Annotated in this window: 9 protein-coding genes; 2 read left to right on the top strand and 7 right to left on the bottom strand. The window is 65.5% G+C overall.

All coding sequences use genetic code 11. The annotated features are described in order from the left end of the window. Positions 1-65 precede the first annotated feature (65 nt). Positions 66-2,711: a DUF5686 and carboxypeptidase regulatory-like domain-containing protein gene (locus tag MUN81_RS00410; protein ID WP_245114443.1), complete on the top strand. Its 2,646-nt coding sequence runs from the start codon at positions 66-68 to the stop codon at positions 2,709-2,711. An 89-nt stretch (positions 2,712-2,800) separates the two neighbouring features. Beyond that, on the top strand, positions 2,801-3,514 hold the full coding sequence (locus MUN81_RS00405; protein WP_245114442.1) for a GAF domain-containing protein: 714 nt from the start codon (positions 2,801-2,803) through the stop codon (positions 3,512-3,514). 87 nt (positions 3,515-3,601) lie between these two features. Here MUN81_RS00405 and MUN81_RS00400 read toward each other — a convergent pair whose 3' ends face one another. The 7 genes from MUN81_RS00400 to MUN81_RS00370 all read right to left on the bottom strand — a co-directional run bounded on the left by MUN81_RS00400 (position 3,602) and on the right by MUN81_RS00370 (position 15,509). Beyond that, positions 3,602-3,832, bottom strand: coding sequence for a hypothetical protein (locus tag MUN81_RS00400; protein WP_245114441.1), 231 nt, complete (start codon positions 3,830-3,832; stop codon positions 3,602-3,604). 99 nt (positions 3,833-3,931) lie between these two features. After that, a complete protein-coding gene (locus MUN81_RS00395; protein WP_245114440.1) occupies positions 3,932-8,398 on the bottom strand; it encodes a DUF4394 domain-containing protein in 4,467 nt (1,488 codons plus the stop codon). A 161-nt stretch (positions 8,399-8,559) separates the two neighbouring features. Continuing rightward, the gene (locus MUN81_RS00390) at positions 8,560-9,999 is read right to left on the bottom strand and encodes an amidohydrolase family protein (RefSeq protein ID WP_245114439.1); all 1,440 of its coding nucleotides are present in this window, start codon (positions 9,997-9,999) and stop codon (positions 8,560-8,562) included. 30 nt (positions 10,000-10,029) lie between these two features. Further along, positions 10,030-12,030 carry an ATP-binding protein gene (locus tag MUN81_RS00385; RefSeq protein ID WP_245114438.1) on the bottom strand — a complete coding sequence of 667 codons (2,001 nt, stop codon included), beginning with the start codon at positions 12,028-12,030 and terminating at the stop codon, positions 10,030-10,032. 138 nt (positions 12,031-12,168) lie between these two features. Beyond that, positions 12,169-13,095 (bottom strand): hydrogen peroxide-inducible genes activator, encoded by a 927-nt coding sequence (locus MUN81_RS00380; RefSeq protein ID WP_245114437.1) that lies wholly within the window; start codon positions 13,093-13,095, stop codon positions 12,169-12,171. Positions 13,096-13,271: 176 nt separating this feature from the next. Next, entirely contained in the window at positions 13,272-13,862 is a 591-nt protein-coding gene (locus MUN81_RS00375) for a hypothetical protein (RefSeq protein ID WP_245114436.1), read from the bottom strand. Positions 13,863-14,012: 150 nt separating this feature from the next. Continuing rightward, positions 14,013-15,509 (bottom strand): pitrilysin family protein, encoded by a 1,497-nt coding sequence (locus MUN81_RS00370; protein ID WP_245114435.1) that lies wholly within the window; start codon positions 15,507-15,509, stop codon positions 14,013-14,015. Positions 15,510-15,518 lie beyond the last annotated feature (9 nt).

Here is a 15,518-nt window from a genome sequence, read left to right as displayed (position 1 = left end):
CGGCTGGCATCAGTTGAAGCGGGGCCGTACCTTGGGGGCCTACGCTTTCTGCTTTTCGCTGCTGTATGTTCTCCGCTTTTCTGCGCTTGCTACCCCTGGCCTTGGTGCTAAGTGTTTTGTCCGCACCGTCTCAGGCCGGCGTCATCAAAGGCACGGTGCGCGGAGCCAACCAGCAGGGGCTGGCGTTTGCCAACGTGGCGGTGCGCGGCTCGGCCACCAGCACCGGCGCCAACGAGCAGGGCGAATACCAGCTGCGCCTCGCGGCGGGGCGCTACGAGCTGGTGTTTCAGTACGTGGGCTACCGGCCGCAGGTGCAGCCGGTGCGCGTGCCGGGCGGCGACTCGCTGCTGACCGTGAACGTGACCCTGCAGGCCGAGGCCTACAACCTGGGCGAGGTGCTGGTGAAATCCTCGGACCGCGACCCGGCCTACGCCATCATTCAGCAGGCGCAGCAGTGGCGGGCCTACCACCGACGCGAAGTAGCCGCCTACCGGGCCCGCATCTACATCAAAGCCCTGGGCCGGATAGACGACACGCCGGCCAAAATCATGGGCCTGTTCAAGCTGGGGCCCGACATCAAAAAAGGCATCTTCTACTTGTCCGAGAGCCTGTCCGATTTCAGCTTCACGCAGCCCAACGTGGTGAAGGAGCGCATGCTGTCGAGCCGGGTGAGCGGCGACTCGCGCGGGCTGAGCTTCAACCGGGCCAGCGCGGGGCGCAACCTGGGTTTTTATGAGAACCTGATAAAGCCGGCGTTTTCGGAGCGCGGGTTTGTGTCGCCCATCGCCGCCAACGCCATGCTGTTCTACAAGTACGAGCTGGTGGGCAGCACGCCCCGCGGCGGCGAGGTGGTGCACAAAATTCGGGTGATACCGCGTCGGCGCACCGACCCCGTGTTCTCGGGCTACATCTACATCGTGGACGGCTCCTGGCGCATTCACTCCGTCGATTTGAGCCTGGACCAGGACGCCCAGATTGACTACGTCGACAACCTGACCATCAACCAGCAATACGCACCCGCGCCGGGCAACCCCAACGTCTGGCTCATCCAGTCGCAGCAGGTGCGCGCCAACCTGTCGGGACTGGGATTCAAGGGCTCGGGCTACATCACGGCCGTGCTTTCCAACTACGCCAACGTGGTGCCCACCTACCCGGCCCCGCCCGAGCCCAAGGCCGCCCCGCCCGTGGTGGCCGAGAAGCCCGACGCGCCCGTGGGCCAGGAAACCGCCGCCCAAATTCGCAAGCGCAAGCCCGACCTGCGCGGCCTCAACGCCCAGGTGCGCAAGAAGGTGAAGCAGGCCCAGCGCGATTCCCTCAAAAACGACCCCTTCGCCAGCATGGGCCGGGGCGAGGTGCAGCGCATCGAGAAAGGCGTGAACGAGCGCGACTCGGCCTACTGGGACGCCATCCGGCCGGTGCCGCTCACGGCCGAGGAGCAGAAGGATTACCACGTGAAAGACAGCACGGAAATCATCCGCCGCTCGCGCCCCTACCAGGACTCGCTGGACAAGAAACGCAACGAGTTTGAGCCCATGAGCCTGGTGATAGGCGGCTACACCTACCAGAACACCTACAAAAAGCAGTCGGTGTCGGTGCAGCCCGTGGCCCAGATTTTCCAGTACAACACAGTGGAAGGCATTGTGCTCAACGCCCAGGCCACCTTCAGCCAGCGCACCGACGACCGGCGCTATTTCACCCTCACGCCCACGCTGCGCTACGGCTTCAGCAGCGAGCAACTCAACCCCAGCCTCAGCGCCACCTGGCAACTGCACCCCGCCAAGCTAAAGCAAATCAGCGTGGTAGCGGGCCGAACCGTCGAGAACTTCGACAAGAACTCGCAGCTCACGCCGGCCATCAACACCTTCTACACGCTGTACCTCAACCGCAACTACGCCAAGCTCTACCGCCGCGACGGCGCCGAATTTACCTACCTCACCGAGCCGGTGAACGGCCTGAACCTGCGCGCCACGGCCGGCTACTTCGACCGCCACGAGCTGGCCAACACCACCGACCGCCTCATCCACGACGTGCCGGGCCGGGCTTTCACGCCCAACATCCCGCTGAGCGACGAGCTGGCCGACACCCGGTTTGGCCGCAGCCGCATCCTCACGGTGGGGCTGTCGCTCGACTATAAGCCCGGCCAGCGCTACATCAACCGCCCCGATGGCAAGTTAAACCTCGGCTCGAAGTGGCCCACCTTCAACGTGCAGGGGCGCGCCGCCCTGCCCGGCGTGCTGGGTGCCGACGTGCGCTACCTGCTGCTGCAGGCCGGCGTGCGCGACGCCGTGCCGCTGGGCCTGCTGGGCACCAGCAACTTCCGGATAAATGTGGGTGGCTTTGTGGGCAAGCAGGAGGGCATGACGTTCATTGACTACCGCCACTTCTCCGGCAACCAAACCCTGCTCACCGGCAACTTCAGCTATTTCCAGCTGCTGGACTATTACCGCTTCAGCACCAACAACGCCTACCTGGAAGCCCACTACGACCACCACTTCAACGGCTTCTTCCTCAACTACGTGCCGCTGCTGCGCAAGCTGAAATGGCAGGAAGTGGCCTCGCTCAACTACCTCAACACCCGCCAGGCCGGCCACTACGTGGAAGTAGGCGTGGGCATCGAGCACATCCTGAAGGTATTGCGGGTCGACTTCTACACCGCCCTGCAAAGCGGCGAGCGGCTGGGCACCGGCTTCCGGGTGGGGTTTGGTTTTTAACCACATGGCCCCAGAGGCTTCCGCCAAACGCCGGGAATATTTGCTGGCTAACCGGTTATGTTTGTTGCCTCACCCCGCACCGCCCGTCCATGTCCGCCACCCCCGCCGCCTTGTTGCCCGAAGACGAGCCCGAACGGCTCCGCAGCCTGCGCGCCCACGAGGTGCTGCCCACCCTCATTGAGCCCGTGTTTGAAGAGTTTGTGGCCCTCACGGCTCAGGTATTCAGCTTGCCCATCTCGCTCATTGCGGTGGTGGAGGAGGACGACGTGTACTACCCTGCCAACCACGGCATGCCCGGCCACGACCGGCAAGCCCGCGTGGAGGCCCTGTGCTCCACGGCGGTGCAGCAAGCCCGCGCCGTGGTCTACCACGACTTGCTGCTGGAAACCGCCGCCCTCACGCCCGAGGCCGTGCGTGCCGCCGAGGAAAACGACTTGCGCTTCTACGCTGGGGCGCTGCTGCGCCTGCCCAACCAGCCGCCCCTGGGCACGCTGTGCATCATCGACCGCCAGCCCCGCACCCTGAGCGCGGCCGAGCAGCAGCTGCTGGAGCAGCTGGCGGCCCTGGTCAGCCAGGCCATTGCCGTGCGCGTGGTGTGCCTGGCCCATCCCACGGCGGGCCTGGAGCAATGGGAGGCCCTGCGCGCTCAGCTGCAGGAGGAGCTGCGCGAGCTCACGGCGCTGGTGCGCTACCTCTTCACCCGCCACGGCGTGCAGGTGCCCGTGCCCGCCGAATTGCTGAGCCAGGTGTCCCGCCGTCTCAACGACATCAAAGTCCTGCTTGAGGAGCACCGCTGCGCCTAAGCTTCGTCCTTCGCGCCAACAAAAACGCCTGCCCGGCCCCACACGCGTGGGCCAGGCAGGCGTTTTGCTGCCGAATGCAGTCAGGCGCTATTCGGCGCTGGGGCGTTTGCGGTCGCGCAGGCGCTTGAGGCCGTAGGCCGCGCCGCCGGCCAGCAGCAGCGAGGCGCCGCCATCGATGGGCACTTCGGCGGCCGGCGTGCCGGGCGTGGGGCCGCCCGAGCCGGGGCCCTGGGCCAAAACCGGCGTGAAGGCACCGGCCAGCAGGCACACGCCCGCGGCAGAAAGAACGAGGCGAAGCGCCGGGGTCAGAATTTTCATGGGAAAGAAGAAATGAGTTGCGATGAGATGGAAACCCGGCCCACACCGGCCCCGGAGCTACAGCAGCACCCGGGGCCGGCGGTCAGGCCATTCAAGCTGTTATTCTACCACGAGGCGCTTCACCACGAGGCCGGCGGCCGTGCGGGCCTGCACCGAATACACCCCGGCGGCCAGGCCGCTCAGGGGCAGCTCCAGCGCGTCGGCGGTGCCGGCGGCCAGGGTGCGGGTGAGCACCGTGCGGCCCAGGTTGTCCACCACGGCTACCGGCGTGGCTTGCTGGCCGCGCAGGGCCACCGGCAGCAGCAGCGTGGCCGAGCCGTGGGCCGGGTTGGGGTACACGTTGGCCAGCTGGGCCAGCGCGGCCGGGGCCGTGGCCAGCACGCGGGCCTGCGTGGTGAAGAGCACGGCGAAGCGCCCGCCGGCCGCGGCGTTGGCGGCCAGCGGCAGGCTCACCGATGGCGTGGTGGCTAGGTCGGTGTAGGTGCCGGTGAGGGCGTCGCGCAGGTAGGCGCGGTAGCCAGCGGGCAGGTTGGCCAGTTGGTCTACTTCCAGGGAGTAAGTGCCGGCCGTGGCGGCGGCCACCTGCAGGGGCAGCAGCACGTCGGCGCCGGTCAGGGCCGGCATGCCGTTGATGGCCAAGGCCTCCGCGCCGGCCTCGGTGGCCAGCAGCAGGCCATTGGTGGCCGGCAAGTAGTGGGCATCGAAACCCGTGTCGAAGCCGGCGGTGGCGCCTTGCTCAAAGTACATGGCCGTCTGGTTGGCGGCGGTGGCACTGCGCAAGGTGAGGACCAGCTGCGGGCGGGTGCTCGCGGTGCCGCGCTGGAAGGGCGTGTTGTCGGGGGCGTTGAGGCGAGCGGCGTTGGTGAAGTTTACGGTGCCCGTCTGGCCCGCTGCGGCCCGCACGAAGAAGCCCTGGGCCACCGGCAGGATGTTGGTGCCGCTGTTGGTGCTTTGGCCGTTCACAAAGCTGGCGTAGCTGCCCGTGTACTGGCCGCTGCTCTTGAAGACATACAGCGCATTTTCAATCCCCGTCGAGGCCGTCAGCACGGTGTTGTAGTCGATGGCGCCCGGGTAAGGATTGCCCAGCAAATGGTAGCCAGCCGTGGCCTGCGCGCCCCGGCCAAGTCCGGTGCGCGACACGCTGCCGTTGTTGAGGGTGCCCACGAAGTCGACCAGCGACGTGCCGGGCAGGTTCACGGTGTAGCCGCGGCCCACTTCCAGGGCCTCGTTCAGCGCGGCCGGCGACTGGAACCCACGGTCGAACTCCGGCATGGGGTTGGTGAGAGCCGTGCGCGTCTGGTCGTAAGAGAATACCGTGGGGAAGGGCGTCACGCCGCCCGGCGCGGGGCTGCCGTTGTAGTTGGAGTTCACCGTGGGCGAGAAACCAGTCGTGGCCAGGTCAGCCACGGTCGAGTTGCTTACCGGCGCCGAATAGTGGCGGTAGCCCAGGCCCGGGTTAGTGGGCGTGATGTAGCGCTGCACCGTGGCCGGCCCCGAGACGGTGGCACTGCCGTTGTTCACCACGTAAGCGGTGCCCGTGGCGTCCGAGAGCAGCGTCAGCGTCTGGCTGGCGGTAGTGAAGGTGCCATTCAGCACCAGGCCGCGCCGGATGGCCACCGGGCCGCCCAGGGAGGCGCCCGCCGAGCCCACCGTCAGGTTCGGAAAGGTGGTGAGCGTGCCGCTGATGGTTTGCGCCGCGGCGCCGGCCAATTGCACACGGCCGCTCACGCTTGCCCCCGAGGAGACGATGGTAGCCGAGTTGTTCGTGATGTTGCCGCTCACGGCCAGCACCGAGCCATCGGCCAGGGTGAGGGTGGCGCCCGTGTTCAGGGTCACGGCGTTGGCCAGTTGGTTGCCGGTCACCACGGGGGCGTTGGTTACGTCCGGAATGGTCACGTTGTCGGCGGCGGTGGGTACTTGGGCGGGGCTCCAGTTGCCGGCCGTGCCCCAGTCGGTGCTCACGGCGCCGGTCCAGGTCAGGCCTGCCGCGATGACGGGGCCAGGCGTGAGGAAGGCGGCCAGGCCCGAGAGGTTGCTGCCGTTACCGATTTGGCCCAACGACGTGAAGGCGCCGCTGGTCAGGCTTACGCTGTACAGGACATCGGCCGTGGTGGCGCCCGGCGCCGCTACGGCAAAGGCCGTGTTAACTGGCGCGGCCGCGTTGGTCAGGTCGGAATAAATGTCGAAATCAACCCCACTGGCAGGGTTTACGGTGATGGTGGAACTACCCAGCGTGGCGTTGGTGCCCGCATTGGGATTGCTGAATATCACCACTTCGTTCGTGGTCTGGTCGTAGCCGTACTGCGTGGTGCCGGTGTTGGCGTTGTTGTCGTTGTTGGTGTAGGCCGTGCCCGACAAAGCGCGCCCCGTGGGGCCGTCGTTCACCGTTGCCAGCACGCCGTCGGCGGGATTGAGGCGGTAGTTATTGCCGTTGGCGCCCACGATGCGGATGCGGTCAGCCACCGGGTTGAAGTCAAAGCCAATGCCCGAAGCGGCACCCAGGGTCATGGCATTCAAGCCACCCACCGCCGTCAGTGCTCCGGTCGTCAGGTTGAGGGTGTAAATCTGGCCCTGGCTGGTGGCCGCGTTGTAGCCCAGCGCGAACAGCGTGCCGTCCAACGGCCGGAAATCGGTCCCGGCCAGCACCTGCGAGCCATCGGCCGGCAGGCCCGTGATGTTCACCGCTGTGCGGATAACGCCCGGGTTGCCCGAGTCAAACGAAATCAGGTTGCCGTTGGCCACCGCGTACAGCAGCCGGCCCGTGAGGGCCGCGGTAGCGTTGGGCGTCGAGTTCGGGGCGAGCAGCACCGAGATGTCGCGCAGCACCAGCCCCGCGCCAATGGCGCCCAGGTCGGTAGCAGCCTGGTCGGTGGTAGCCGTGGTGCTGAAAGGCGCCAGGCGATACAGGCGGCTGGCGGTCTGAGCGTTGGGAATGGCGGTCAGGTACCCAACGTTCGCCGTGCCATCGAAATAAATATCGAAGTCGTTCTGCGCATTGATGGCCCCACCCGCGCCGGCGCCGTTCACCCCGGTCAGCGTGCGCGACAGGTCCTGCGTGCCGTTGTTCGGCGGGTTCTGGAAGTTGATGAGGCCCAGCGCGTGGTCCAGGGTATACAGGGCGGTAGCGGTGGCACCCACGAAGGAGTTGACGTAGGCACCGGTGCCCACCGCAGGGTTGGTGCCGGCGTTGGGGTTGCCGGCCGCGTAGGCAATGTTGCCGTCGGGGGCCGCAATGGCGCCGTTGTTGGGGTTGAGGCGGTAGTTGCGGTCGTTGGTGCTCACCACCCGGATGCGGTCCACCGTCGGATTGAAGTCAAACCCGATGCTGTTGGTGGCGTCGCCCAGGTCCAGGGCAATGGCGGTACTGCCCGGCACCTGCGTGGCCACACCCGTCGTCCGGTCGATGGTGTACAGGTTGGCGCTGGGCGAACCCGCGGCGGCCGTAAAATCATAGCCCAGCCCAAAAAGCTGGCCGGTGTTGGGCCGGAAGTCGGTGCCCACCAGCGTCTGGCCCGCGGCCAGGCCCGTCACCGGCGCCGCGCTGCGGATGATGGACGGGTTATTGGTATCGAAGCTGACGAACACGCCCTGCGCCGTGACGCCGTAGGCCAGCTGGCCCGTGAGGGCGGCGGCTGGTGCGGCAGCAATGTCGCGGATTTCAAACGGCGTGCCGGCGGGCACGGTGTTGCCGCGCCGCGTGGCTGCGCCCGTGCTCAGGTCAAGCGAGTAGAAATTGGTGCCGCCGCTGTTGTTCACTTCCGACAGAAATGCCTGGTTCTGCTGCGTGTCCGGGTTGTAATAGATGTCGATGTCGATGGCCCGCACCACGCCCGTGGGAAAGCCGTTGAACGTCACTGGCTGCGGCGCCGTCAGGGTCCCGCTGTTCGGCGGATTTTGAATGGACAGGATGTTGGTGCCGGCCGTGAGGTTCAGCTCGTCGTAGTCGTAGAGCGTGGTGCTGGTGCTGCCCAAAAACGAGTTGGTGTAGGCCACCGACCCCACGCCGGGGTTGGCCGGGCTGCCGCCCGCGTAGTTCAGGGCACCGTCGGTGCCCGCCAGCGTGCCGTCGATGGGGTTCAGGCGCACGTCCGCGTCGTTGGTGCTCACCACCCGGATGCGGTCCACCGTCGGGTTAAAATCGAAGCCAATGCGGTCGGTAGCCGTGCCCAGGTTCAGGGTGATGGCGGCGCCCACCGGCGTGGCCACGCTCGTGGCCGGGCTGAGGGTGTACACCTGCACCGTGGTGGTAGCCGGGTCGTAGCCCAAGGCGTACAACTGCCCACCGTTGGGGCGGAAGTCGATGCCCACCAGCGTCTGGCCCGCCGTCACGCCCGTGATGGGCGTATTGATGAAGGGCGCGAAGCCGGTGCCCGCGTCGATGGTCACCAGCCCTTGCTGGCCACTCGTGAACGGACCCACCGAAGCCGTGAGGGTGCCCAGGCCGTACACGGTTTGGGCTTGAACTGCCGCCGGGGCGGCCAATGCCAGCGCGAAGCCGGTGGCAGTACCCAATAGACGACGAAACCGCCGGCGTGCGGCCGGCGATGAAAGTAAGGGTTTGGACATGGGAGAAAGAGTAAAAATGAAACGATACGGAAGGCATTACCTGGGCCCGTGCCTCGGCCCGCCTTTTCAGTACGTGCCTCTTACTCTTTTTGGATTCCCTACTTTATCTTTTTAATCTTAAATTAATTTATGTTCGAATGCTATGCTTCGACTGGCTTGCGTCAGCGGTTTCGGATGGCGCGTAGCATGTTCGTAAGTGCCGCCGCGGGGTAGGCCCGGCCGCGCGATATCACCGCGTCGATGTGCCGGATATTGGCGATGTTTTCGAGTGGGTTGGCCGTCAGCAGCACCAGGTCGGCGTCTTTGCCCACGGCAATGGCGGCCGTGCGGTCGGCCACGCCCATAAACCGGGCGCCGTTGACGGTAGCTGCCTGCAGAGCCTGCAGCGGCGTCAGGCCCGCCTGCACCAGCAGTATCACCTCGTCCTGCAACGATGCGCCGGGGTAGATGAAGGAGTTGAAGGGCCCGCTGTCGGAGCCGGCCAGCAGGGGCACGCCGGCTGCCTGCATCTGCGGCACCAGACTCATAAACTTGGTTTCCAGCTTGCGGCTGAACTGCTGGGTCGCCAGCGGCTGCTGCTTGGCGCTATTGAGCCGGCGCGCGTACGTGGCCTGAATCTTGGGGTCGATGTAGGCGAGCAGGGTGTCGCGGGCGTGGTCGTTTTCGGGCAGCTCGGTTAGCGTTTTGCCAATGTGCAGCGTGGGCACGGCGGCCGTCTTGTGCTTGGCCATCAGCTTGAAGATGCGCGCCGCCGCCGCGGGGCTGTAGGTGTCGTACACGGCCGGCAGCACCGCAAACAGGCCCAGCGGCTTGGGCGTGTTTAGGCTGGCGCGCACCAGCGCCGTGAGGCTATCTTCCTTGCTGGAGCAGGCCTTGAACACGTAGTATAAATGTTCCGTGGCGTCGAGGCCGCGCTTCACGGCGTCGCCCAGTTTCACGGAATAGGGCATGTGGCCGCTGGTTTTCATCCCCCGCCGCTGCGCCTGCCTAATGGTGTTGAGGTAGGCTTCGCCCGAAATTTTGCTGTCGTAAATCTTCACAAAATCAACCCGCAGCCGCTGCAGCGAATCGAGCGCCTTATTAATCTGGGCCGGCGTTTCCACTTCCAGCGAGCCCGGCCAGTAGGCCTTGGGGCCGTCAATCTTAGGGCCCGAGGTGAAAATGCGCGGCCCGGCGTAGCGGCCCGCGTCCATGTCGGCCCGCCACTGCAGCACGCTGGGCGTGAGGTCGCCGCCGCAGTCGCGCACGGTGGTTACGCCGTGGGCCAGAAACAGGGCCAGGCTTTTCTTGTTGGCCGCCGCCAGACTGTCGCCGCCCCGAAAGTGCACGTGCATGTCCCACAGGCCCGGAATGAGGTAGCGGCCGTTGCCGTTCACGTACTGCTTGGCGGCGTAGCTGTCCTTGTCGGCCGTTTGCACTTCCACAATTTTGCCCCGCGAGATGGCCACCACTTGGTTGGGCGTGAGCTGGCCCGTGGCCACGTCCACGAGGGTGACGTGGTTGATGACCACGTCGTAAATGGGCAGCTTGGTGGGCCGGCGGGCGCAGCCGGCCAGCGCCGCGGCCAGGCTCAGGCCCAGGAAGACTCGGGAAAAATTCATGCGGAAGAGCGGCAAACGGCCGCGGCAAAGTTAGGCCGGCAGCCGCACCGTAAATTCGGTGAACTCGCCTTCCTCGCTTTCCACCGTGAGCGTGCCGCCGTGGCCCTTCGTGATGATGTCGTAGCTCAGCGACAAGCCCAGGCCCGTGCCCTCGCCCATGGGCTTGGTGGTGAAGAAGGGCTGAAACACCTGCGCCGCCACCTCCGCCGACATGCCGATGCCGTTGTCGCGCACCCGGATTTCCACCGCCCCCTCGGCCCGGCGGGTGTGCACGCGCACCACCGGCTGGTAATCGGGCTCGTTGGCCTGGCGGTAGCGCACGGCGTGCAAAGCATTGGTAAACAGATTTAAAAAAGCCCGCCCCAGCTCTTCCGGCACGGCCGGCACCGGACCCAGGGCGGGGGCCAGCTCCACGTCGAGCCGCACTGCTGCGGCCCCGGCCGGCCCCGGCGTGCTCAGGCCGGCCAGGCGCAGGCTGTCGGTCAGCAGGGCGTTGAGGTCGGTGGGCTCCAGTGGGCTGCTGCCGGTGCGGGCGTGGGCCAGCATGTTGGTGATGATGGACGAGGCCCGCTGGCCGTGCTGGCTGATTTCGCGTAGGTTCTGCTTCAGCCCGGCCATGATTTTTTGCTCTAAGCCGCTGGGCTGGTCGGCGCTGGGCAGGGCCGGGCCCTCGTCGAGCAAGGCCTCGCTCACGGCCGCAAAGTTGCGCATGAAGGCCAGCGGGTTTTGCAACTCGTGGGCAATGCCGGCCGAAAGCTCGCCCACAAACGACCATTTCTCGGCCGCCACCAGCTGGTCCTGCATGGTGCGCAGTTCCGTCAGGGCCAAGTCCAGGGCATTGCGCTGGGCTTCAATCTCGGCGTTGCGCTCGTTCAGCAGGCGGTTGGCGCGGCGCTGGTGGTAGTTGGTGCGCCACAACGACGCGGCAATCAGCGCGCAAAAGCCCAGCGCCGCCAGCAGGGCCATGCGCTGGTAGCTGGCCGTTTGCAGCTTGTGCTCGGCCCGCTGCTGCAGCTGGCGCTGCTGCTCATTAAAGGCCAGCAGCTGCAACTGCCGGAACTTGTCGGGCCCAAACAGGCTGTCGTGGGCCGCAATGGCCAGGCCCTGGTAGCGGTAGGCACTGTCGAGATTATTGCGCGCCTGGTAGAGGCGGGCCAGCAGGTTGCCCGCATCGAGCACGGTGATGCGGTATGACACCTGCTGCGCGGTTTGCAGCGCCCGGCGGGCATACAGCAGGCTCGAATCGGGCTGGTGCAGCGTGTGGTAGAGGTCGGCCATGCGGTAGTACGCCACCGAGCGGTTGCGCAGGTCGTTGGTCAGGGCGGTTTCGCGCAGCGAGCGACGGTAGTAGCTCAGGGCCTCGGCATAGTTGCCGAGTCGGGCCTGCACGCGGCCCATGTTGCGCAGGGCTAGCGCCTCGGCCAGCTTGGGGCGCGGAAACCGGGCTAGCAGGTCCTGGGCCTGGCGCTGGCGCAGCAGGGCCGAGTCCACCACATTCAGGCGCTCGTAACAACTGCCCTGATTGGTGAGGGCGCCGGCCACCCACGCCGGTTGGCGCGTGCGCTGAAACAAGACCTGCGACAGCTCATAGTAACGAATGGCCTGCCGGTACTGCCGCAGGTCGAAACTAATGTTGCCCAAGGCATTGAGGCTGGCGGCTTCGCCCTCCAAATCGCGGGTGTCGCGGCTGAGCTGCAGGGCAATGGTTTGGTTGGCAAAGGCTTTGGGCAGCTCGCCGCGCTCGCGCAGCACAATGCCCATCATGCCCTGGGCGCGGCCGCGGCCTTTATCAAAATTGTAGCGGCGCGCCAGCTGCCAGGCTTGCTGAGCCAGGACCATGGTCGAGTCGGGCTTGGAGGCGCGGTAGGTGTAGGCCAGCTTCAGCAGGGCCAGCACCCGGCTCGAGTCGGCGGGCGTGCGCTCATACACGCGCCGCAAGCTGTCGGTGGCCGGCGTTTGGGCGGCACGCAGCAACGGCCGGCTGGCTAGCAGCAGGCCGCCGCATAGCACCAGCCACCGGATTAAAGACAAAGGGGCGTAAGAGAGCGGGATAAAAAAACGGATAAAAGGAGGAGTATACGGCCTGCGATGAAAAAGCATGGTGCATGCCGAGGATTCCCGGCTGGTAATAACGCCCGATGGGCGCGAGTAGGGCGGCCGGGGTTGCCTTCAGCGCCAGCGCACTTTGGCGCCGGCCTCGCCCGCGTGCAACCGGCTGGGCACGCTGGCCAGAATAAGGTCGAGCAGGGCCGTGAGCAGCGGGGTGCGCACAAAGCCGTGGTGCACCACCAGGCTCACTTCGCGCACCGGCGCCGGCTCGGCAAAGCGTTTGAGTAACGGGTTGTGACCCACCTCATCCAACACCGCCAGCTCCGGCACCAGTGTATAGCCATGATGCCGCCGAACAAGTTCCATCAGCGTTTCAATTGAGCCGCTCTCGTACGTAACGGCGCCCGAGGAGGAGGCTGGGCCGCACACGTTCAGCACCTGGTTGCGGAAGCAGTGGCCCTGCTGCATCAGCCACAGGCCGGGCTGCTGCAGGTCGGCAGGCTGCACGGTGGCCTGGGCCGCCAGCGGGTGCGTTGCCGACGCCAGCAGCAAAAACGGCTCCTCCAGCAGCGGCAACTCGCGCAGCTGCCGGTCATCGAGCGGCGTCACGAGCAGGCCCACGTCGAGGCGGTGCTCCTTGAGCTGCTGCATGATTTCTTCGGAGCGCAATTCTTCCACCCGCACCCGCAGCTGCGGGTAAGCCGCGGTGAGGCCCACCAGAAAACGCGGCACCAGGTACGGCGCCACCGTGGGGATGACGCCCAGGCGCAGGTCGCCCACCACTTCGCCCTTTTCGGCCTGCACCAGCTCGCGTAGCAGCTGGGCTTCGCGCAGCACTTGGCGGGCCTGGGCAATGACTTTCACCCCCACGGCCGTGGGCTCGGCCCCGCGCGGGCCGCGGTCGAATAGCAGCACGCCCAACTCTTCTTCCAGCTTCTGCACCTGCACGCTCAGGGCGGGTTGGCTCACGCAGCTTTTGTCAGCGGCGAGGCCAAACTGGCGGTGCGTGTCCAGGGCCACCAGGTACGTGAGCTGCTGCAGATTCATGGAGTAAAGATAATCTGGGGTTATTCATCCAAGGGTTTGTAATTAGCTTTATGTATAGCAAGCGCCTGGGAAAAGAAGCGCTTCTTTCAATTTCGAAAGGCTTCAAATGGACTATGTCATCCACAAAAAAGCCGCTTCGATTTAACAAAGCGGCTTTTCGGTATTGGGTCGAGGCGCTACATCTGCACTTTCAAGTTGTCGAACTTGCCCGACACCCGGAGCGTGATGAGCGGGAACATGGAGCCAGCTAATGGGGTGAGCTGATTGGGTGCCTCCACCGAGTAGCGGCCGCTGATGAGGTGGCGCTTGGCATCAAAAGCCGTGATGTCGAGGCTGCCTCGAAGCTGCGGCGTGGTTTCGGATAGCGGATATACCGACGTCGCGCCGTCGAAACGGAAAGTGTAATGCACAAACACGGGGTCGGTGGGGCGGTCGAAGCTGCGCCAGGCGTAGCTGCCCACCCAGTCGGCCCCGCGCAAGGGGCTGTCGCGGAGCTTGAGCTGGGCCCGGTCTACTTCCATGTGCAGCTTGGTTGCCGAAACTCCCAGGTCCAGCACCAGCGCCTGCGGCGTGAGCACCGCCGTGCCCTGAATGCTGCTGGGGTTGAAGGTGGCGACCGAAGCGCCACCGGTAGGGTATATCACCCGGTTGTCGAGCTCGTAATACGGGGTCAGGTCGGCCGGGGGCGTGTTGTCTTTGCTGCAAGCGGTGAGCAGGACGCCGGCGGTAAAAGCAAAAAGTATTCCCCTGCGGGTAGAATTTTTCATGGTAAGGAATGGTGGCCGCGAAACCGGTGGAAAGAAAGGAGAACTAAAGTTCGCCCCAAATGCTCGGATACGCGTGCAAAAAAAGAGCCATTCGCTTTGCAACTTGGCTAGCCGCTCAGCAAATGGCTCATCAAAATGTTGTGCCGAACGCTACAGTGGCTTCTTGCGCTCGGCCTGGAATTTTTGCAGCTGCGGCTCCACCACCTTCTTGTCGCCCACCACCACAATGGTCATGGCCTCGGGGCGGATGTATTTCTTCGCAATGTCGCTCACTTGCTGCGGCGTCACGGCGTTGATGTTTTTCACCTGTTCGGTGAGGTAGGTTTCGGGCAAGCCGTGCAGGTCCAGCGTGTTGAGCTGGCCAATGATGCCGGCCGGCGTGGAGTTGCGCAGCACAAACATGCCGCCCTCGTAGTTCTGAATGCCTTTTAGCTCATCCACGGAGGGCGCTTCTTTCTGCAGGCGCTCCACTTCGTTCATGATTTCCTTGAGCGAGTTGCCGGTTTCAGAAGTCGTCACGTCGGCGGTTTCGCTCCAGGTGCTGGCGCGGTAGCGGGTGGCCAAGGAGCTGTAGGGCGAGTAAGTGTAGCCCTTGTCTTCCCGAATGTTGCGCGTGATGCGCGAGCCGAAGGAGCCGCCCAGCAGCGAGTTCATCACGCGCATGCGGATGTAGTCGGGGTGGCTGGGGTCCACCACGGGCAGGCCCACCACAATGGTCGACTGCGGGGCGTTGGGCCGGTCCTGGGTCAGCAGGTCGCCTTTGGTCAGGGGCTTGGCCACCTCAATCTTGGGCGCGGGGCCCTGCGGGAACCCGGCCCATGCCGTGGTGATGGCTTGGCGCAAGGCCGGCGCATCGAAGCGCCCGGCCGCGTACACGCTGGTGCGCTGGGCCCCGTACTGCGTTTTGTAGAAGTTCTGCACCTGCTCCAGCGTCAGGGCGTCAATCTGGGCATCGGTGGGCAGCCCACGGCCATAGGGGTGGTCGCCGTAGATGGCCGTGTTGAACTTCATGCGGGCCTGCACGCCGGGCTGGGCCCGCGAAAGGGCCGTCTGCCGCTTCATGTCGGCTTTGAGCCGGGCCAGCTCGCTGGCCGGGAAAGCCGGGTGTTGCACCACATCGGCCATGAGGGTGGCCAGCTCGGGCGCGTACTCGCTCAGGCAGGACGCATAGAGCGTGGTTTGGTCGAGCCCTACCGACAGGCTGAGCGAGCCGCCCATGCGCGCCACCCGCTCGGCTAGCTGCGTGGCCGTCATGGTAGGGGTGCCTTCCTGCATCAGCTTGCCGAGAAGGTCGGCCACGGCAATTTCGTTCGGCCCTTCGTGCACGTTGCCCGCTTGCACGGCCACCATCATGGTCACCTTCGGCACCTGGCCAAAAGGCACCAGGCGGGCCCGCAAGCCGTTGTCGAGCGTGAAATCTTCCTTGGCCGGCAGGGCAAAGTCGCGGGGCTGGCCACCGGCCGGCGGCGCTTGTTTGACAGCCGCCTTGGCTTTGGCCGCTGCCACGGCCCGGGCCGCGCCTTTGGAGTGAACCACCGGCTTGGTGGCCGTCTTTTTGGTAGGAGCGGGGGCTTTCTGGGCCTGCGCGTGCGGCGCTCCGGCACCCACCAGGGCCGCGCTGAGCAGCCCCATAACTAGCTTTTTCATAGTGCTGTA

It is taken from the genome of Hymenobacter sp. 5317J-9, assembly GCF_022921075.1.
Lineage (GTDB): Bacteria > Bacteroidota > Bacteroidia > Cytophagales > Hymenobacteraceae > Hymenobacter.
The sequence above is the reverse complement of the archived record's forward strand: the minus strand, read 5'-3'. Positions and strand labels throughout refer to the sequence as shown.

Coding starts and splice junctions, on each gene's coding strand:
- MUN81_RS00390 (WP_245114439.1), bottom strand. CDS start 9,999: ATGAATTTTTCCCGAGTCTTCCTGGGCCTGAGCCTGGCCGCGGCGCTG.
- MUN81_RS00400 (WP_245114441.1), bottom strand. CDS start 3,832: ATGAAAATTCTGACCCCGGCGCTTCGCCTCGTTCTTTCTGCCGCGGGC.
- MUN81_RS00405 (WP_245114442.1), top strand. CDS start 2,801: ATGTCCGCCACCCCCGCCGCCTTGTTGCCCGAAGACGAGCCCGAACGG.
- MUN81_RS00370 (WP_245114435.1), bottom strand. CDS start 15,509: ATGAAAAAGCTAGTTATGGGGCTGCTCAGCGCGGCCCTGGTGGGTGCC.
- MUN81_RS00410 (WP_245114443.1), top strand. CDS start 66: ATGTTCTCCGCTTTTCTGCGCTTGCTACCCCTGGCCTTGGTGCTAAGT.
- MUN81_RS00375 (WP_245114436.1), bottom strand. CDS start 13,862: ATGAAAAATTCTACCCGCAGGGGAATACTTTTTGCTTTTACCGCCGGC.
- MUN81_RS00395 (WP_245114440.1), bottom strand. CDS start 8,398: ATGTCCAAACCCTTACTTTCATCGCCGGCCGCACGCCGGCGGTTTCGT.
- MUN81_RS00380 (WP_245114437.1), bottom strand. CDS start 13,095: ATGAATCTGCAGCAGCTCACGTACCTGGTGGCCCTGGACACGCACCGC.